Source organism: Pseudomonas sp. PH1b (genome assembly GCF_000633395.1).
GTDB lineage: Bacteria > Pseudomonadota > Gammaproteobacteria > Pseudomonadales > Pseudomonadaceae > Aquipseudomonas.
Window position 1 is genome coordinate 313,941 of record NZ_AYMU01000010.1, and the last position, 18,754, is coordinate 332,694.

An 18,754-nucleotide genomic window follows, 5' to 3' on the forward strand; every position below is an offset into this window, starting at 1 on the left:
ATGAATCTTAGCGCGTCAGGTGGGCGGGACAAGATCCCGGCTTTGCTTCAGGCAAAAAAAACCCGGCCAGGCCGGGTTTTTTGTACTGCAAACGGGCTTAAGCGACGAAGTTCTTGCCTTCGAACTGCTCGGCCACGAATTTCCAGTTGACCAGGTTCCAGAACGCTTCGACGTACTTAGGACGAACGTTGCGGTAGTCGATGTAGTAGGCGTGTTCCCAGACGTCGCAGGTCAGCAGCGGAGTGTCGCCGCTGGTCAGCGGGTTGCCGGCGCCGATGGTGCTGGCCAGGGCCAGGGAGCCGTCAGCCTTTTTCACCAGCCAGCCCCAGCCGGAACCGAAGGTGCCAACCGAAGTCTTGGTGAATTCTTCTTTGAACTTGTCGAACGAACCGAAGGCTGCGTTGATGGCTTCAGCCAGTGCACCGGTAGGTTGGCCGCCGGCGTTTGGCGCCAGGCAGTTCCAGTAGAAGGTGTGGTTCCAGACCTGTGCCGCGTTGTTGAAGATGCCGCCCGACGAAGTCTTGACGATCTCTTCCAGAGTCTTGCCTTCGAACTCGGTGCCTGGCACCAGGTTGTTCAGGTTCACGACGTAGGTGTTGTGGTGCTTGTCGTGGTGGTATTCCAGGGTTTCCTTGGAAATGTGCGGCTGCAGAGCGTCGTGTGCATAGGGCAGCGGCGGCAATTCGAAAGCCATGATGATTCTCCTAATCAGGTCAGTTGCGGTGAGCGCAAGGCCAATCACGGGCGGCCAGACAAGCGCCGGGGAGTTTGTACTCTTTGCGGCGCAGGGTTCGGATCATAGCACCGGGGGTGCGGCATAACCACGCAACAACTGTGTGGGATAGAGGTTCCAGAGCCTTTTGGAATAAGTTACGCGGCGCTGATCAACTGCCAGGCGACGCTGAACATCATCACCGCCACCAGCAGGTCGAGGATCCGCCAGGTACTCGGGCGTGCCAGCCACGGAGCCAGCCACGCGGCCCCCAGGGCCAGGGTGAAGAACCACAGCAGCGAAGCGCTGGCAGCCCCCACCACGTAGGCGCCGGGCTCGGTCTGCTGCGCCCCCAGCGAGCCGATCAGCAGCACGGTGTCCAGGTACACGTGAGGGTTGAGCAGGGTCACCGCCAGGGCGCTGAGCATCACCGCACGCAGGGAGCGCACGGCCTGTCCCTCGCCCTGCTGCAGGCTCTGTCTGGAGCAGGCCCGACGCAAGGCCTGGGCGCCGTACCAGATCAGGAACGCGGCGCCTCCCCAGCGTGCCACCGCCAGCAGCATCGGGCTCTGGGTCAGCACGGTGGCCAGGCCGAACACCCCGGCGGCCACCAGCAGCGCATCGCAGGTGACGCACAGCGCCGCCACCGGCAAATGATGTTCACGGCGCAGGCTCTGGGCCAGGACGAAGGCATTCTGAGTGCCGATCGCCATGATCAGGCCGGCGGCCACCAACAGGCCGTTTACATAGCTTTGCCACATGATCACTGCTCCTCGCCGGCGGCCAGTTGTTGCAGCACCTGCATGGCTCGCGCGGCATCCGCCTGGCCGACAAACAGGTGGTCGTGGTAGTAGCCGGCGATCACGTTGCAGCTGATCCCGGCCTGGCCCAGGGCCCCGGCAAAGGCCGCGGTCAGGCCCACGGCTTCCAGGGCCGAATGCACGTTGAGGGTGATCCAGGCGGCGACGTAGTCGTAGCTCAGCCCCAGGCGCTCGGCCTGTTCGCGCAGGATGATCACGGTCAGCCCCTCGCGCTCGTGAAAGCTGCCCAGCACATCGCAATCGCGCAGCAGACTGCGGTCGGTGATGGAGCAGAACACATACTCGCCGTCATTGAGCTGCGGGCTCATGCTGCGCAGCAGGGTTGCGAGGGAGGTTTCACCAGCCATGAAGAAAATCCTTGAACGAAGAGGCATGAACGAACGCTTGATGCTGGCTATTTTCAGGTTTCAGGCGGTATAAGAAAAACCAATAGTGCTGATCACTCATTAGGAAAACTGATGTTCGACTACAAGTTGCTCTCGGCGCTGGCCGCAGTGATCGAGCAGGCAGGATTCGAACGCGCGGCCCAGGTGCTGGGGTTGTCGCAATCGGCGATTTCCCAGCGCATCAAACTGCTGGAGGCCCGGGTCGGCCAGCCGGTGCTGGTGCGGGTGACGCCGCCGGCGCCCACCGAAATCGGCCGGCGCCTGCTCAACCATGTGCAGCAGGTGCGCCTGCTGGAGCGGGACCTGCAAAGCCTGGTGCCGGCCCTGGATGAGGAGGGCTTGCCGGAGCGCCTGCGCATCGCCCTCAACGCCGACAGCCTGGCCACCTGGTGGGCCCAGGCCGTGGGCGACTTCTGCGCCGAGCATCAGTTGCTCCTGGACCTGGTAGTCGAGGACCAGACGGTAGGTCTCAAACGCATGCGTGCCGGGGAGGTGGCGGCCTGTGTCTGTGCCAGCGAGCGTCCCGTGGCCGGCGCTCGCAGCCTGCTGCTGGGGGCCATGCGCTACAGGGCCCTGGCCAGCCCAGCGTTCATTGCCCGGCATTTCCCCCAGGGCGTGCGTGCCGAGCAATTGGCCCGGACGCCGGCCCTGGTGTTCGGCCCCGATGATTTTCTGCAGCATCGCTACCTGGCGTCCCTGGGAGTTGATGGCGGGTTCGAGCATCATCTGTGCCCGTCCTCCGAAGGCTTCATCCGCCTGACCGAAGCCGGCCTGGGCTGGGGACTGGTGCCCGAACTGCAGGTTCGCGAGCAGTTGCAGCGGGGCTTGCTGGTGGAGCTTTTACCGGATAAACCCATCGATGTGCCGCTGTACTGGCATCATTGGCGCAATGGCGGACAATTGCTGGGCCTGTTGACCGAGCACCTGGCACGTTTATCTGCACAATGGCTGGTGCCCTGGGGGCAGCCGTAAGCGTCAAGCCACAAGCTGCAACTAGACAGCTTGCGCACTGATTTTTAACTTGCAGCTTGTAGCGCGTAGCTCGTCACTGCTTTCTTAGGAATATTCATGAAAATTCTGGTTACCGGCGCAAGCGGCTTCATCGGCGGGCGTTTCGCTCGTTTTGCCCTTGAGCAGGGCCTGGAGGTGCGGGTCAACGGACGTCGTGCCGAAGCCGTGGAGCATCTGGTGCGCCGTGGCGCCGAATTTGTCCCGGGCGACTTGAGCGATGCCGGCCTGGTGCGCGAGCTCTGCCGCGACGTCGACAGCGTGGTGCATTGCGCCGGCGCCGTGGGCCTGTGGGGCCGCTATCAGGACTTCCACCAGGGCAATGTGCTGGTCACCGAGAATGTGGTCGAGGCCTGCCTCAAACAGCGGGTGCAGCGCCTGGTGCACCTGTCCTCGCCGTCGATCTACTTCGATGGCCGGGATCATTTGGGGTTGACCGAAGAACAAGTGCCCAAGCGTTTCAAGCACCCTTATGCCGCCACCAAGTACCTGGCCGAGCAGAAGGTCTTTGGTGCCCAGGAGTTCGGCCTTGAAGTGATTGCATTGCGCCCGCGCTTCGTCACCGGCGCCGGCGACATGAGCATCTTCCCACGGCTGTTGAGGATGCAGCGCAAGGGACGCCTGGCCATCGTCGGCAATGGCTTGAACAAGGTCGACTTCACCAGTGTGCACAACCTCAACGACGCCCTGTTTGCCAGCCTGCACGCCAGCGGCTCGGCCCTGGGCAAGGTCTACAACATCAGTAACGGTGCGCCGGTGCCGCTGTGGGATGTGGTCAATTACGTGATGCGCCAGATGCAGGTGCCGCAAGTCACCCGTTACCGCTCCTACGGCCTGGCCTACAGCGTGGCGGCGCTCAACGAAGGTTTCTGCAAGCTCTGGCCGGGACGTCCGGAACCGACCCTGTCGCGCCTGGGCATGCAGGTCATGCACAAGAATTTCACCCTCGACATCAGCCGTGCCCGGCATTACCTCGGCTATGAGCCCAAGGTCAGCCTGTGGACGGCCCTGGATGAATTCTGCAGTTGGTGGAAGGCCCAGGACATCCGCTGAAACCAAAGACTGAAGCGAGTTTGCCCGGTGCTCTGCATTGGCTGGGTGAATTAGCGGTTTATACTCGCCGCACTCAGCCATCACCGCGGTCCAGAAGGGTTGCCCCATGCGTAACGATGCAAACGATGACTTCGATGACGTTCCCAGTCTGCGCGCCGATCCCCTCGACGACGATGTCTTCCCCACCAGCAGCGCGGCGCGCGAACGCACCACGGTGCATTCGCGCAGCACACCGCGGGTCAAGGCCAAGGGCCCTGGCACCGGCCCGCTGTGGGCGCTGGTTGGCGCCTTGTTCTTTGCCTTCATCGGCCTTGCCTGGTGGAGCTTCCAGCAGATTTCGCTGATGGAGCAGCAGCTGGTGGCGACCCAGGAAAGCTTTGCCAGGATCAGCGAGGAAGCTGCCGGGCGCCTGCAGGACATCTCCGGCAAGGTGGTGGCCAGCCAGACCAATGTCACGACCGACAGCGAGGCATTGAAGCTGCAGATCAAACAGCTGGAAAGCCGCCTGCAGGACCAGAGCCGGCAGCAGCAGGGGGTGGCAGGGCAGGCCACGGACCTGGACAAGCGCCTGGAGCAGATGACTGCACAAGCCACCGAGCAACAGGCTGCCAACGCCCTACTGCAAGCTCAGGTGAAGGCCTTGAGCGGCGAGTTGGCAAGCCTCAAGTCGACCCAGGCCGAGGGCGGCAAGGTCGATGCCCAGCTCAAGAGCCTGAGCGCCGACCTCGCCGCGTTGAAAAAACAGGGCAATCCGGGCGCCGCCATCGAGCGCCTGGAACAGGACATGATCGTGCTCAAGAGCCAGCAGGACAATCGCCCCACTGGTGCGCAGAACGGTGCCAGCACCGCCGAGTTCGATGCGTTCCGCGGTCAGGTCACTCGCAACATCAACACGCTGCAAAGCCAGATCCAGAACCTGCAGCAGCAACTCAACGCCCGCCCTTGATGGGGCACGCCCTCCCGCCTGCTGTAAGGGAGGGCGCCCCGGCCAAAGCCCGCTGAATGTTCACCCATCTCCTGCAGCCGTCTACGCTCTTCAAACGCCAACAAGAACAAGGAGCGGGCGATGAAGCTGTTGCATAGGAACACCTGGCTGGGCTGGCTGCTGTTGCTCTGTATCGGTCCGCTGCATGGGGCAGTGCCGGCAGTGGACGATGGCGCGGCGGCCCGGGCACTGCTGGAAAAGGCCCTGCGCTATTACCACGATCAGGGCGACAAGGCGTTTGCCGCCTTCAGTCGCCAGGGCGAGTTTGTCGACCGCGACCGTTATGTGTTCGTTGTGGATACCCGGGGGGTGATGCTGGCCAGTGGCGGCCCGTCCTCGGCGCTGATCGGTCGCGATGTGTCCGAGGTCCTGGGGCCGGACCTGCGCAAGGCGTTCAAGGACGCCCTGAAGATTCCGGAAGGCAATGGCATACAGCAGGCCGAGTACCGCTGGCAGAACTGGGCCGACGGCAAGATCGAGCGCAAGCGTGTGTACTTCCAGCGCATCGGTGAACGCATCCTGGCGGTGGGGTACTACTTGCCCCGAGCGTCCGCCGAGCAGGCCAAGGCGCTGCTGGAACGGGCGGCCACGGCCCTGAGTACGGACCAGGCGGGTACGCTCAAGGCCATCAACGATTTGCAGGGCGGGTATCTCGAAGATGATCTGTACGTGTTCGTGGTGGATCTCGATAGCCGGCGCTACCTGGCCCACGGCACCAACCTGCGCTTGATCAATACCGACTTCAGCAAGATCAAGGATCCCGAAGGCAAACCGGTTGGTGAGCCGATACTGGAACTCATGGCCCAGCAAGACCAGGGGGAATACGAGTACCGCTGGAAGAACCCGGTAACCGGCAAGGTCGAAGACAAGCACGCTTATCTGCGCAAGGCAGGCAAGCTGCTGGTTGCAGTGGGTTACTACAGCCCCTGAGTACCGGGCCTGGATCCAGGCCCCTCGTCATGGCCGCGGGCTGCAAGCTCGAGCACCCCCCTATCGTCCGTGGAGGGAGGATAGGGGGCGGCGATCAGCGAGCCTTGTCTTCACGGCCACGCAGCAGGCGATTGGGCATGGCAATCGCCGCGGCCAATCCCAGCAGGGAAACCCCGGCGCTGACCAGCAGCAAGTGGCGGAAGGTCAGCAGCAGTTCGCCCCGCAAGGCGTCCCGAGCAGGGCCGGGAGCCGCGTTCAATCCTTCCAGCAGAGCGTTGGATTGTCCTTCGCCCATCAGCCCAGCGGCGCTCAAGTGCGCCAGGCTCGAGTCCTGCAGCAAGGCCAGCAACAGCGCCGACATCAGGGCCACGCCCACCGCGCCACCCAGGGCGCGAAACAGGTTGGTGGTGCTGGTGGCGACGCCGATGTCCCGTTGCTCCACCGAGTTCTGGGTACCCACCAGCGAGGTGGGGAACTGCATGCCACCGGCGATCCCGCAGAGCAGCATGAACAAGCCGCTGAGCCACTGCGCCTGAGGTGGGGCCAGGGCCATGCCGAGAATCGCCAGGGGCATCAGCAGCGCACCACCGAGGATCATCGGCTTGTAGCGTCCGGTCACCGAGGTCAGGCGTCCGGCACAGTAGGCGCCCATGGGCAAGCCCATGGCCAGCGGCAACAAATGCAGGGCGGCGCTGTCGGCACCGGCGCCAGTGATGCTCTGGAAGCGCAAGGGCATCAGCACGATCAGCGAGATGGCCTGGAAGCTGGTGAAGAAGATCGTGCACCAGCACAGCAGCGCATTGCGATTAGCGAACAGGTGCATCGGTAGCAGGGGTTCACGGGTCCGGCGTTCATGCCAGACGAACAGCGCCAGGACAATCACGGCGATGGCCAGCAGGTCGAGCACTTCGGCACTGCGCCAGGAATGCCCCTGGCCCACTTGGGTAATGCCCAGCAGCAGGGCGCTCAAGCCAACAATCAGCAGCAGGGTGCCGAGGTAGTCGATGATCGGCTTGCGCTGTGGCACGGGCAGGCCCACCAGGGTGCGGTGGGCCACCCACCAGGCGCCCAGGCCCAGGGGCAGGTTGATCAAAAATACCCAGCGCCAGGACAGGAACTCGGTCATGTAGCCGCCTAGTACCGGCCCGGCGACGCTGGCCACCGCATACATGCTGCTGAAGTAGCCCTGGTAGCGGCCGCGCTCCCGGGGCGGGACGATGTCGCCGATGATCGCCTGGCTGACCGAGATCATGCCGCCGGCACCGATGCCCTGGACAATCCGCGCCAGCACCAGTTGCTCCATGTTCTGTGCCAGGCCGCAAAACAGGGAGGCCAGGGTGAACAGGCCCATGCCGAACAGCATCAGCCGGCGACGACCGTAGAGATCGCCCAGCTTGCCGTAGATCGGGACAGCCACGGTCATCGCCACCATGTAGCCGGAGATGACCCAGGCCAACAGGCTGACATCCTTGAACTGGGCGGAAATGGCCGGCATGGAGACGGCGACGATGGTCTGGTCCAGGGCGCCGAGAAAGATCGCCAGCATCAGGGCGATCAGCACGCTGCGGATGGCCGGTTTGGGCGGGGCAGGCTGTTGGAGGTGAGTCACGGAAAAACCTGTGGGCAGTGATTGACCGGCCGGGGCAAGGCCGGCGGGAATGCGCTCCAGTGTACTGGATAGGGACCTATCAGATAGCTAAACAAGCAAGTCCATGGGGACTTTTTATGAGGGCCCCAAAGTCTCGTGGGCGGCAAGGTGAAACAGATTGTGACATCGGCTATTGATTAGTAATGGGACGCATTCTGTATAGTGGCTACCTGTACCGACGCTCGGAAAACCAGCCGAACGAGTGCTGATTCATGTTGCCGGTGCTTGAATTGTTTCTGCAGGAACCCGTCAACTGAGGGATGAAGCGCTGCGGTTGCCCGGTCATTCAGCCACAGCCACCCCTATTGCCCGCCACTTTGAGACCTGGACTGTCGCGATGAACAAGCCCGCCCTCGCTGCCATCCCCGTGTTCAAGCTTTATGGTGAAAGCCTGGAGTGGCCCACCCCGGATTTGCTCCATTGTGAGCCCATCAGCCAGCGCAGCCGCGAGCACCACTGGGAAATCAAGCCCCATCGACACGCCGACCTGTGCCAATTGCTGTTTATTCGTCGTGGGCAGGCCGAGCTCGAGGTCGAAGGCCGGCGAACGCTGCTGGGCGAGCCGGCGGTCCAGGTGCTGCCGGCGTTATCGGTCCATGGCTTTCGTTTTTCCGAAGACATCGAAGGGTATGTGGTGACCCTGGCGGCTCCCCTGGTCAGCCACCTGCAAGCTCAACTGGGGCATTCGGAACGGATGCTGGCGAAGTCCGCAAGCTATCCGGCACGGAGCGATGAGGAGCACCTGAACAGTTTGTTCGAGGCCTTGCAGAACGAATACCAGGGACAGCAGCCGGCCCGGGAAATGCTCATGCATGCGCTGGTCAGCATGATCGTGGTCTGGCTCGGTCGCCAGGCGTTGCAACGCAGCAGCGCCAGCCAGCGGCCCCAGCGTGCCCGGGAATACTTCAACGGTTTCATGCAGTTGGTCGAGGCCCACTATCGCGAGCATGTGAAGGTGGAGGATCTGGCCCATAAGCTGGGCATTTCCGTGTCACACCTCAATGGCACTTGCCGTGAGCTGGCGGGGCAGCCGGCACTGCAGATCATCCACGACCGCCAGTTGCTGGAAGCCAAGCGGCTGCTGACCTACACCGGGATGACCATCTACGAGATTTCCGGTGACCTGGGGTTTTCCGATCCCACCAACTTCACCCGGCTGTTTCGGCGCCGGGAAGGTGTGTCGCCCAAGGTATTCCGGGACCGGCTCAAAGCCGATCAGACCGGGGATCGCGGGGCTTCGTCGTTCACCTGAGGGCATTCAGACTGGCATTGTGGGGAATGCAGCGCTCCAGGTTGCAACTGGCGTAGTTGCGCGGTTGCATGCGGGCCTGCTCGACGCGGTAGGCCGCGGTCCCGTAAAGCGCCAGGGTCACGGTGCAGGTCATGAAAATGGCTAGGTACCTTCTTGTCTTGACGTTCATGGCAATGACCTCTGAACAATACCCCCTTGGTTTCAATGGGTACTGTCTTTAGCATAGGTCAGTTACCGGGGCTTGCCAGGTTGTGCCCCAAGCTGTTTGACAGGGTATTCAGCAGTTGGATCGAGGCCTGAGCAACGGCGTTGCACGCTCTATAGACCGCGGTCCCAGTCGGGCGCCTGGGGAAACCTGAGGACCAGGAAATCCAGCATGCTGCGCAAGGTGGCGGGCATGTGCTTGCGCGAGGCATAGACGGCGTACATGTTCATTTTCCGTGGCTCGGCGTTGGCCAGCAGGCGTACCAGCTCTCCGCGCTTGATGTATTCCCCGGCCTGATAGCTGGGCAGCATGGCGATGCCGGCCCCGGCCATGGTGGTACGCAACAAGGTGCTGGCTTCGTTGGCACTGATGTTGCCCTGCACCGGAACCGCCACCTGTTCGCCATCCTGTTCGAAATGCCACAAGCTCTTGCCGAAGTAGGAGTGGGTCAGGCAGTTGTGCCGGCTCAGCTCTTCCACCCGCTGGGGCGCCGGGTGCTCCAGCAGGTACGCCGGTGACGCGCAGATCACCGAGCGGCAGACGGTCAGGCGCCGGGCGATCAGGTTCGGGTCCAGATCGTTGCTGGTGCGGATCGCCAGGTCGATGCGCTCGTCCACCAGGTTCACTGTGCGGTCGAGCATTTGCAGGTCGATGCTGACCCCCGGATAGCGCTTGACGTAGTCGGCCATGGCATCGGCCAGTTGCGACTGGCCGAACGAGGTACTGACGCTGATGCGCAGCAGTCCGCGGGGCGCGTCATCCGGTTCGCCGACGGCGGCTTGCATGTCGTTGGACAGTTCCAGCATCTGCCGGCAGCGCGGCAGGAGCTCGCCACCGGCGGCGGTCAGGCTGAGCTTGCGGGTGGTGCGGTGCATCAGGCGCGCGCCGACCCAATCTTCCAGCTCCGCCAGATACCGGGACACCACCGGTCGTGACAGGTCCAGGTGGTCAGCGGCGGCCGATTGGCTGCCCAGGTCGACGACAGTGACGAAGACCTGCATTGCTTGGAGACGATCCATGATTTGCCCGCTTTCAGAAACAAACTATGTTCAAGCATCGCATTTTTTGTAACGAGTCTGGCAACTAAGCTTTGTCCATTCCCAACCAAGCCAACAGATGCTGGAGCTGCCTTCATGATCGGACTTACTTCACTCAAACGCCTGCTGCTGGCCACTGCCACCCTGGGTTTTGCCGCCCATGCCGCGGCCGCCGAGCCCAGCCTCAAGCTGGACGTCTACAACCCGGGCGCCAACGCCATCTTCCCGGTGACCTCGGTACTGGTCAGCGGCAAGCAGGACGCGATCCTGGTGGATGCCCAGTTCGGCAAGTCCCAGGCCCAGCAATTGGTGGACAAGATCCGCGCCAGCGGCAAGCGCCTGACCACCATCTACATCAGCCACGGTGACCCGGACTACTACTTCGGCCTCGACACCCTGACCACCGCGTTCCCCGACGCCAAGGTCGTGGCCTCGCAGCCGACGATCGATCACATCAAGTCCACCGTGGACGGCAAGCTGGCCTTCTGGGGCCCGAAAATGGGCGCTGACGTACCGGCCAAGACCATCGTTCCCAGCGCACTCAAGGGCCACAGCCTGACCTTGGAAGGGCAGAAGCTCGAGGTCATCGGCCTGGATGGCAAGCAGCCGGACCGCAGCTTCGTCTGGATCCCGTCGATCAAGGCGGTGGTCGGCGGTGTGGTCGTGGCGGAGAACATCCACGTGTGGATGGCCGATACCCAGACCCCACAGTCCCACCAGGACTGGTTGAGCACCCTGAAGACCATCGAGGGCCTGAAACCCAAGACCGTGATCCCGGGGCATTTCCTCGGCGACAGCGTCCGTACCCTGGCCCCGGTGCACTTCACCGCGGATTACATCAAGGCCTTCGACGAGGAAACCGCCAAGGCCAAGGATTCTGCCGAACTGATCGCGGCCATGAAAAAGCGTTACCCGGACCTGGGCGAAGACAGCTCCCTGGAGCTGAGCGCCAAGGTCGCCAAGGGCGAAATGAAGTGGTGAAACCGGTTTGACCCGCTCCCGTACCGGGAGCGGGCGTCTCTGTACTCTCTTAGCCAACTGGAGAATTGTCATGAGCAAGATCGCAATCATTGGTGCCACCGGCCGGGCCGGTAGCCAATTGCTCGAAGAAGCCCTGCGTCGCGGCCACAGCGTGACCGCCATCGCCCGCAACACGGCGAAGATCGGTTCCCGTGCCGGCGTGGTCAGCCGCGAGGTGGATGTGGCCGACAGTGCCGCGCTGCACGCCGCGGTGGCCGGTCACGATGTGGTGATCAGCGCCGCGCACTTTTCCACCATCCCTGCCAGCGCCATCATCGATCCGGTGAAAAAGGCCGGGGTCAAACGCCTGCTGGTGGTGGGCGGTGCCGGTTCGCTGCTGTTGCCCGGTGGCACCAAGGTCATCGACAGCCCCGGTTTCCCCGAGGAATACAAGGCCGAAGCCAGCGCCGGTGGCGTCTACCTGGACACCCTGCGCAAGGAGCAGGATCTGGATTGGACCTTCCTCTCGCCCTCGGCGGAGTTCGTCGAGGGTGAGCGCACCGGGCACTTCCGCCTGGGCCAGGACGACTTGCTGGTCAGCGCAGAAGGGCGCAGCTGGATCACCTTCGCCGACTACGCCATTGCCTTGATCGATGAAGTGGAAAAACCGGCCCACATTCGCCAGCGTTTCACCGTCGGTTACTGATAGACCCTCGGGCCGCGGTACTGCCGACTCATCGGCGTACCGCGCAGCCTTCGCTCAGCGCTCCTGCGCCTGCTCCACCAGCCAGTCCAGCAATTGCTGCAATTGCACCGAGGGCCCCGATTGCTCCGGGTACACCAGGTAATACGCCTGCCCCGTCGGGACCTTCAATTCAAAGGGCATGACCAGCCGCCCGGCACTCAGGTCGTCGCCAATCAACGCCCAATCACCAATCGCCACCCCGGTCCCCTGGGAGGCCACGGACATCGCCAGGTCCAGGGTCTCGAAGTGCTGGCCCTTGCCCAGGGTATTGAGCGGCGTGCCTGCGGCCTTGAGCCAGGTCTGCCAGTCGCGCTGGTCATGGGAGGGGTGCAACAGCAGGTGTTGTTGCAGGTCCGCCGGGACCTTGAGAGGGATCGGCCCCTCAAGCAGCGGTCGCGAGCAGACCGGCGTCAGTTGCTCGTTGAACAGGTAGCGCGAGCCCAGGGTCGGGGGGGGCGGGGCACCGTACATGACTGCGGCGTCGAAGGGCTCGCGGCTGAAGTCCACGCCATGCTGAATGGTCGTGGTCAGTTGCACCGGGACGTCCGGGCGCTCCTTCTGCCATCGCAGCAGCCGGGGCAATAGCCAGCGCATCACACAGGTCGGGGCCTTGAGGCGCAGGTTGCGATTCTGGCCGCCGATCTCGTCCACGGCGCCATTGATCAGCTCGAATACCTGCTGCACCCGGGGCAGCCATTGCAGCCCTTCGGCGGTGAGGCTCAGGCCCCGGGCCTGACGCTGGAACAGGGGGTAGCCCAGGTGACTTTCCAGCCCGGCAATCTGCCGGCTCACCGCGCCTTGGGTGATGTGCAGCTGTTCGGCGGCCCGGGTGAAATTGCAGCACTGGGCGGTGATCAGGAACGTGTGCAGCGCGGGCAGGGGAGGCAAGCGTTTCATGGGGAGCCAAGGCATGACGTGAGGACATGGCTAGTATGACTTTTTATCCATTGTTCCGGCTACAGGCCCCCCGTTCCAATACCCCCTTCTCGGCGCTTGATGGCGGTTTTCGGCCAGTGCTCAAGCGTGCGGATTTCAACCAATAAGAAGGGCGATGAGATGGCGACGTGCGGCGAAGTGCTGGTCAAGTTACTCGAAGGTTATGGGGTCGAGCAGGTGTTCGGCATTCCCGGGGTGCACACCGTCGAGTTGTATCGCGGCCTGGCCCGCTCGCCCATCAACCATGTCACCCCGCGCCATGAGCAAGGCGCCGGCTTCATGGCCGACGGCTATGCCCGGACCAGCGGCAAGCCGGGCGTATGCTTCATCATCACCGGTCCCGGCATGACCAACATCACCACCGCCATGGGCCAGGCCTACGCCGATTCGATTCCCATGCTGGTGATCTCCAGCGTGCAGACTCGCAGCCAGTTGGGCGGCGGGCGCGGCAAGCTCCACGAGTTGCCCAACCAGAATGCCCTGGTCAGTGGCGTCGCGGCGTTTTCCCACACTCTGATGTGTGCTGATGAACTACCGGCGGTGCTGGCCCGGGCCTTCGCCCTGTTCCAGGCCGGTCGTCCACGCCCGGTGCATATCGAGATTCCCCTCGACGTGCTGGTTCAGGAAGCCGACCACCTGCTGGTCAGCGAGCCGGTCGAGGTTGCCCGGGCCGGTGCCGCACCGGCCGCGGTGGTCCAGATGAGCCAGTGGCTGGCAGGCGCCAAGCGCCCGCTGATTCTTGCCGGTGGCGGGGCCATCGATGCCGCCGAGCCCTTGACCCTGTTGGCGGAACGGCTGCAGGCGCCGGTGGCCCTGACCATCAACGCCAAGGGCATGCTGCCCTCGGCGCACCCGCTGCTGATCGGTTCCACCCAGTCGATGGTGGCGACCCGGGCCCTGGTGGCGGAGGCCGACGTGGTATTGGCCATCGGCACCGAGCTGGCGGAAACCGACTACGACGTGACCTTCGCCGGTGGGTTCGAGCTTCCCGGCACCCTGCTGCGCATTGATATCGATGCCGACCAGACCGTGCGCAACTACCCGCCGAAAGTGGCCCTGGTGGCCGATGCCCGGATCGCTGCCCAGGCACTGTTGAGCGAGCTGTCCCGCGAGCCGCTGGCCGAGCGCTGCAGCGACTGGGGGGCGCCCCGTGCGGCGCTCCTGCGCAGTGAACTCGACGCCTTGTGGGATGCCCCGACCCGGGCTCAGACGCTGTTCCTGGAAACCGTGGTCGACGAGCTGCCGGAGATCGTCCTGGTCGGCGATTCCACCCAGCCGGTGTACAGCGGCAACCTCACCTTCAACCCTGAGCAGCCGCGCCGCTGGTTCAACTCCTCCACCGGGTACGGCACCCTGGGCTATGCCTTGCCGGCAGCCATTGGCGCCTGGCTCGGTGGCGGCTCGACGCCCCGCCAGCGCCGGCCGGTGGCCTGCCTGATCGGCGACGGCGGCTTGCAGTTCACCCTGTCCGAGCTGGCTTGCGCGGTGGAAGCGCAGACGCCGGTCATCGTCCTGCTGTGGAATAACCAGGGCTATGAAGAGATCAAGAAGTACATGGTCAATCGTGCCATCGAGCCGGTAGGCGTCGACATCTACACCCCGGACTTCATCGCGGTGGCCAAGGGCCTGGGTTGCGCCGCCGAGCGCATCGACGATATCGAGCAATTGCGTGCGGCGTTGCGCCTGGCTGCGGATCGCCAGGGGCCGACCCTGATTGAAATCGACCAGAACCGCTGGACCCAGGGAGTACCGGCATGAGCGCGCTGCAACCGTTGAACGGCCTGTACATCGACGGCCACTGGAGCGCCGGCGACGCACTCCTGCCAGTGATCAACCCGTCCACCGAGGCCCTCTTGGCCCAGGTGGCAGGCGGTGGTGCCGAGGCGGTGGACCAGGCACTGCGTGCCGCCAGCGCCGGCCTTGGGCGCTGGGCGCGCAGCACCGGGGCCGAGCGGGCCCAGGTGCTGCGCAAGATTGCGGCAGGGGTGGCCGAGCGCCGTGAACGGCTGATGCACTTGCAGTCGAGCAACAACGGCAAGCCGCAGTTCGAAGCCGCCCTGGATGTGGACGATGTGATCGCCACCTTCGACTACTACGCCGGTTTGGCCGAGGGGCTGGATGCTGCCCAGGACGCGAATGTTGCCTTGCCCAGCGCAGATTTTTGTGCACGCCTGCGGCGCGAGCCGGTGGGCATTGTCGGGCTGATCGTGCCGTGGAACTTCCCCATGGTCACCACCGCCTGGAAGCTGGCGCCGGCCCTGGCTGCGGGATGCAGCGTGGTGCTCAAGCCGTCCGAGGTCACGCCGCTGCCCGAGCTGGAACTGGCGGCGATCATTGCCGAGAGCGGCTTGCCCCAGGGGGTGTTCAACCTGGTCTGCGGCACCGGCCTGGCCGTGGGCGCGCCCTTGGCGAGCGATCCGCGGGTGGCGAAGATTTCCTTCACCGGCAGCAACGCGGTAGGGGTGCAGGTGATGCAGCGCGCGGCGGAAACCGTCAAGGGGGTGAGCCTGGAACTGGGAGGCAAGTCGTCCTTGCTGGTGCTGGCGGACGCCGACCTGGACCTGGCGGTGGAGCTGGCCTGCGGCGGAGGTTTCTTCAATGCCGGGCAAATGTGTTCCGCCACCAGCCGGGTGCTGGTGGCCGACGAACTGGCGGATGAGTTCCTCCTGCGTCTCAAGGCCCGGGCCGAAGCCATACGCGTGGCCGAGCCCTTCGACCCCGAGGTGGAGATGGGCGCGCTGGTCAACCAGGCGCAATACCAGCGGGTGCTGGGGCACATCGATCGAGGAGTGAACAGCGGCGCCAAGCTGGTCTGTGGTGGTTCCCGTCCCGCCGCCTTGCAACAGGGTTACTTCATTCAACCCACGGTATTCACCGAGGTGCCGCTGGACAGTGCACTGTGGCGCGAGGAGATCTTTGGTCCAGTGCTGTGCGTGCGTAGCGTCAGCAGCGAGCAGCAGGCCATCGAGCTGGCCAATGACAGCGAGTTCGGCCTGGTGGCCAGCGTGGTCGGGGCCGATGTCGCCAATGCCGAGCGTGTGGCCAACGCCTTGCAGGCCGGCCTGGTGTGGATCAATGCGCCCCAGGTGATCTTTCCCCAGACTGCCTGGGGTGGCTACAAGCAGAGCAGTATCGGTCGTGAGCTGGGCCCTTGGGGGCTACAGGCGTTTCAGGAAATCAAGCATGTGGTCCGCGCCCGGTAGGGGCGCCGGCCATCACATGCCTACCCGCAGGCGCGCCATGTCCCGCAAGGGCGGCGCGCCGAACAGCCGGCTGTACTCGCGGCTGAACTGCGAGGGGCTTTCATAGCCGACCCGGTACCCCGCCGCCGAGGCTTCCAGCCCTTCGGCCAGCATCAGCCGCCGGGCTTCCTGCAGGCGCAACTGCTTCTGGTACTGCAACGGGCTCATGGCGGTCATCGACTTGAAGCGGTGGTGCAGGGTCGAGACGCTGAGATTCACTTCCCGCGCCAGGTCATCGATGCGCAATGGCTGTACGTAGTTGCCGTTGAGCCATTTGATCGCCTGGTTGACCCGATGGCTCTGGCTGTTGGTGGTGGCAATTTCATACAAGCGATGGCCCTGGGGGCTGCGTAGCAGGCGATAGAGAATCTCCCGGCGCACCAGGGGCGCGAGCATGTTGATGTCTTTCGGGGTGTCCAGCAGGCGAGTCAGGCGCAGCACCGCGTCCAGCATCGCCGGGTCCAGGCGTTCCACGTACAGCCCGCGCCCGGTGGGCCTGGCGGGCACGCCCAGGGGGCCGGCATCGGCGATCAGTGCGTTGATCTCGCCGGGGTCGATGTCCAGGCGCAGGGCCAGGATCGGCTCCTCCGGAGAAACCATCGCCACCTTGCCGCTCAGGGGCACGGAAACCGAGACCACCAGGTAGTTCAACGGGTCGTAATTGTAGGTTTCATCGGCCAGGCGCACTTCCTTGCGGCCCTGGGCCATGATGCACAGCGCAGGTTGTGCCAGCACCGGGGCGAACTGGTGGGAACTGCTGTGGCGGGAGACGAACAGCGAGTCGATGGCCGTGGCGTAGCTGCCGTCCTCGGCGGTGTTGCGATCGATGATCGCGGCCAGTTCCACGCGCTGCCGTTCCATCTCCGGATCCAGGGGAGCCTGCAGGTTCTGCAGTGATGACATGGGGGCAGCCTCCGGGTGTTTTCGATTGGCACAGCTTAAGTTTGTGCAAGCGGGGCGGGTAGGCGATTCCTGCGTAAAACTTGCCTGATCCTGCTGCTTGCGCGCGCGATAGACAACACGGGCCGATGGTCGGGCGTTTCACTTGCTTGAAACACCGCTGTGATTCTTCTGCCGATGACGCAGCATCGGTGGTGGTGCGAGGTGCGGGATCGCAGGATTGGGCAAAGCTGCAGCAGGAATCGACTAACGTCAGCCCACCCGCCCCCCGTATCGTTGATCCTGTCGCAGCCCGTCCCCCGGCTGCCACGACAACACCCTGGGAGGGTTGCACATGTCCACGCCTATACCTGTCAGTCACATGGCTTTTGTCCGGGCCCGGGCCGGGCGCTCCACCGAGCTTGGAGCGCGCTTGAGCTGCCTGATCGAACCCTCGCGCCAGGCCGCCGGCTGCCTGCACTTCGCCCTGCAGCATTCGCAATGCGATGCCGACCTGTGGCTGGTGTCGGGCTACTGGAGCAGCCAGCAGGCGATGACCGCCTATTTCAGCTCGCCGGCCATGGCAATCTTCGCCGAGCTGGTCCAGGACCTGGTGGTCAACAGCCTGGACTTCCACACCTTCAACACCGTGTCGGCACTCGAGGCCCATGGCGAATATGCACAACTGCAGTGCGCACCGCTGCACAAGCTGGCCAGCTGAGGGTTTAGAATGGCCGACTTTCCATAGGCCAGGACCCGCAACATGGCACGCAAAGAATTCGCACACTACGAAGCAGTTTCCGCTGTGGTTCCAGGGGAGGGGGGATACAGCGCCGCCATCGCCGTCAAGGCCCTCGGCGCCTCAGGGGCTCCGCGCTTTCACAAAGTCCTCGCTGAGCAGAAGTTCAAGACCGCTCATGACGCCGACCTGGCTGCCGAGCAGCAACTCGAACAGTTGGACGACGTCGACCAGGACGGCGAGTTGAGCTGGAAGACTATTTGACCGCCCCCGGGCGGTGCATCTTGAACAGGGCCTCGGGGCCCAACTGGAAGTAATCCGCCGGTCCGCCGCCGCGCAGAATGGGTTCTGCCGCGGCGGTGTCGTAGATCCCGTCCTTGAGCAGCCACTTGGCAATATGCACGGCCACTACTTCGCCGAGGATCAGCCAGCTTGGCACCAATGCCTGGTCCGCCCGCTGCAGTTGAATGATCTGAGTGACCTTGCACTCGAAGGACACCGGGCTCTCGGCGACCCGGGGCACGCTGATGACTTTTGAAGCCAGCGGCGTCAGGCCGGCCAAGACGAACTCGTCGACTTCGGCGGGCACGGCGGCGCAACTCTGGTTCATCTGCTCGGCCAGAGGGCGGGTGGCCAGGTTCCAGGCGAACTCGCCGGTCTGTTCGATGTTGTTCAGGCTGTCTTTGCGCCCGACGCTGGAGAAACCAATGATCGGCGGAATGTAGTTGAAGGCATTGAAGAAACTGTAGGGCGCAAGGTTCAGGCGGCCTTCACTGTCTTGGGATGAGATCCAGCCGATAGGACGCGGGCCGACGATGGCATTGAACGGGTCGTGGGGCAGACCGTGGCCCAGGGCAGGTTCGTAAAAGTGGATATCGTCAGGCATGGCTCAAGGTTCCTGCTGGGGGCGGCGATTGAAGGGCGCCATAGTGCAGTGCTCGAGCGTTGAATTCCAGCCTCTGCCACCGGGGTGAAGAGAGGTTCACCCGCCCGAAAAGACTAAGCCCGGCCGAAGCCGGGCTGTGATGTCGCGTGGGTCGATCAACTGATGGTGGCAGAGCCGGTGCGGTCGTAGCCGTCTTCAGCAACAGTAGCGGAACCGGTGCGGTCGTAGCCGTCGGCAGCGAAGGTGGCAGAACCGGTACGGTCATAGCCGTCTTCAGCAACAGTAGCGGAACCGGTGTGGTCGTAGCCGTCGGCGGCGAAGGTGGCGGAA

At 63.9% G+C, this 18,754-nt stretch carries 20 protein-coding genes; 11 read left to right on the forward strand and 9 right to left on the reverse strand.

The window, feature by feature from the left end:
• Positions 1 to 97 precede the first annotated feature (97 nt).
• The 3 genes from U873_RS0118645 to U873_RS0118655 form a co-directional block, all read right to left on the reverse strand.
• Positions 98 to 694, reverse strand: coding sequence for a superoxide dismutase (locus U873_RS0118645; protein WP_011063080.1), 597 nt, complete (start codon positions 692 to 694; stop codon positions 98 to 100).
• A 176-nt stretch (positions 695 to 870) separates the two neighbouring features.
• Positions 871 to 1,473, reverse strand: a complete 603-nt coding sequence (locus tag U873_RS0118650; protein ID WP_025129677.1) for a LysE/ArgO family amino acid transporter — start codon at positions 1,471 to 1,473, stop codon at positions 871 to 873.
• 2 nt (positions 1,474 to 1,475) lie between these two features.
• A complete protein-coding gene (locus U873_RS0118655; protein WP_025129678.1) occupies positions 1,476 to 1,880 on the reverse strand; it encodes an ACT domain-containing protein in 405 nt (134 codons plus the stop codon).
• A gap of 111 nt (positions 1,881 to 1,991) precedes the next feature.
• Here U873_RS0118655 and U873_RS0118660 point away from each other — a divergent pair, with 111 nt between their 5' ends.
• The 4 genes from U873_RS0118660 to U873_RS0118675 all read left to right on the forward strand — a co-directional run bounded on the left by U873_RS0118660 (position 1,992) and on the right by U873_RS0118675 (position 5,895).
• Positions 1,992 to 2,891 carry a LysR family transcriptional regulator ArgP gene (locus U873_RS0118660; RefSeq protein WP_025129679.1) on the forward strand — a complete coding sequence of 300 codons (900 nt, stop codon included), beginning with the start codon at positions 1,992 to 1,994 and terminating at the stop codon, positions 2,889 to 2,891.
• A gap of 96 nt (positions 2,892 to 2,987) precedes the next feature.
• On the forward strand, positions 2,988 to 3,980 hold the full coding sequence (locus tag U873_RS0118665) for an NAD(P)-dependent oxidoreductase (protein WP_025129680.1): 993 nt from the start codon (positions 2,988 to 2,990) through the stop codon (positions 3,978 to 3,980).
• Positions 3,981 to 4,086: 106 nt separating this feature from the next.
• Complete coding sequence (locus tag U873_RS0118670) at positions 4,087 to 4,926, forward strand: hypothetical protein (RefSeq protein ID WP_025129681.1); 840 nt, start codon at positions 4,087 to 4,089, stop codon at positions 4,924 to 4,926.
• Between the two features lie 120 nt (positions 4,927 to 5,046).
• Positions 5,047 to 5,895 (forward strand): cache domain-containing protein, encoded by an 849-nt coding sequence (locus U873_RS0118675; RefSeq protein WP_025129682.1) that lies wholly within the window; start codon positions 5,047 to 5,049, stop codon positions 5,893 to 5,895.
• A 94-nt stretch (positions 5,896 to 5,989) separates the two neighbouring features.
• On the opposite strand, the gene U873_RS0118680 is transcribed toward U873_RS0118675, so the two are convergent.
• A complete protein-coding gene (locus tag U873_RS0118680; protein WP_025129683.1) occupies positions 5,990 to 7,504 on the reverse strand; it encodes an MDR family MFS transporter in 1,515 nt (504 codons plus the stop codon).
• Between the two features lie 376 nt (positions 7,505 to 7,880).
• Between U873_RS0118680 and U873_RS0118685 the strand changes: the two genes are divergently transcribed.
• On the forward strand, positions 7,881 to 8,795 hold the full coding sequence (locus U873_RS0118685; protein WP_025129684.1) for a helix-turn-helix domain-containing protein: 915 nt from the start codon (positions 7,881 to 7,883) through the stop codon (positions 8,793 to 8,795).
• Here U873_RS0118685 and U873_RS36960 read toward each other — a convergent pair.
• Both U873_RS36960 and U873_RS0118695 read right to left on the reverse strand, forming a co-directional pair.
• Positions 8,788 to 8,964 (reverse strand): hypothetical protein, encoded by a 177-nt coding sequence (locus tag U873_RS36960; protein WP_177330282.1) that lies wholly within the window; start codon positions 8,962 to 8,964, stop codon positions 8,788 to 8,790. The two genes, U873_RS0118685 and U873_RS36960, sit on opposite strands and share 8 nt — an antisense overlap.
• A 149-nt stretch (positions 8,965 to 9,113) precedes the next feature.
• Positions 9,114 to 10,019, reverse strand: a complete 906-nt coding sequence (locus U873_RS0118695) for a LysR family transcriptional regulator (RefSeq protein WP_025129685.1) — start codon at positions 10,017 to 10,019, stop codon at positions 9,114 to 9,116.
• Positions 10,020 to 10,133: 114 nt separating this feature from the next.
• Between U873_RS0118695 and U873_RS0118700 the strand changes: the two genes are divergently transcribed.
• Together U873_RS0118700 and U873_RS0118705 are read left to right on the forward strand one after the other, a co-directional pair.
• Entirely contained in the window at positions 10,134 to 11,018 is an 885-nt protein-coding gene (locus tag U873_RS0118700; RefSeq protein ID WP_025129686.1) for an MBL fold metallo-hydrolase, read from the forward strand.
• 70 nt (positions 11,019 to 11,088) lie between these two features.
• Positions 11,089 to 11,703: an NAD(P)-dependent oxidoreductase gene (locus U873_RS0118705; RefSeq protein ID WP_025129687.1), complete on the forward strand. Its 615-nt coding sequence runs from the start codon at positions 11,089 to 11,091 to the stop codon at positions 11,701 to 11,703.
• A gap of 54 nt (positions 11,704 to 11,757) precedes the next feature.
• Here the strand turns inward: U873_RS0118705 and U873_RS0118710 are convergent, their stop codons facing one another.
• Entirely contained in the window at positions 11,758 to 12,639 is an 882-nt protein-coding gene (locus U873_RS0118710; protein ID WP_025129688.1) for a LysR substrate-binding domain-containing protein, read from the reverse strand.
• 159 nt (positions 12,640 to 12,798) lie between these two features.
• Between U873_RS0118710 and U873_RS0118715 the strand changes: the two genes are divergently transcribed.
• Both U873_RS0118715 and U873_RS0118720 read left to right on the forward strand, forming a co-directional pair.
• Positions 12,799 to 14,436, forward strand: coding sequence for a 5-guanidino-2-oxopentanoate decarboxylase (locus U873_RS0118715; protein ID WP_025129689.1), 1,638 nt, complete (start codon positions 12,799 to 12,801; stop codon positions 14,434 to 14,436).
• A complete protein-coding gene (locus tag U873_RS0118720) occupies positions 14,433 to 15,881 on the forward strand; it encodes an aldehyde dehydrogenase family protein (protein ID WP_025129690.1) in 1,449 nt (482 codons plus the stop codon). The genes U873_RS0118715 and U873_RS0118720 overlap by 4 nt, the downstream gene beginning before the upstream one ends.
• Positions 15,882 to 15,893: 12 nt before the next feature.
• Here U873_RS0118720 and U873_RS0118725 read toward each other — a convergent pair whose 3' ends face one another.
• A complete protein-coding gene (locus U873_RS0118725) occupies positions 15,894 to 16,823 on the reverse strand; it encodes an AraC family transcriptional regulator (RefSeq protein ID WP_025129691.1) in 930 nt (309 codons plus the stop codon).
• Positions 16,824 to 17,154: 331 nt separating this feature from the next.
• Here U873_RS0118725 and U873_RS0118730 point away from each other — a divergent pair, with 331 nt between their 5' ends.
• A complete protein-coding gene (locus U873_RS0118730) occupies positions 17,155 to 17,520 on the forward strand; it encodes a putative quinol monooxygenase (protein ID WP_025129692.1) in 366 nt (121 codons plus the stop codon).
• 42 nt (positions 17,521 to 17,562) lie between these two features.
• Positions 17,563 to 17,802: a hypothetical protein gene (locus U873_RS0118735; RefSeq protein ID WP_025129693.1), complete on the forward strand. Its 240-nt coding sequence runs from the start codon at positions 17,563 to 17,565 to the stop codon at positions 17,800 to 17,802.
• On the opposite strand, the gene U873_RS0118740 is transcribed toward U873_RS0118735, so the two are convergent.
• Positions 17,795 to 18,424 (reverse strand): flavin reductase family protein, encoded by a 630-nt coding sequence (locus U873_RS0118740; RefSeq protein WP_025129694.1) that lies wholly within the window; start codon positions 18,422 to 18,424, stop codon positions 17,795 to 17,797. The two genes, U873_RS0118735 and U873_RS0118740, sit on opposite strands and share 8 nt — an antisense overlap.
• Between the last annotated feature and the right edge of the window lie 330 nt (positions 18,425 to 18,754).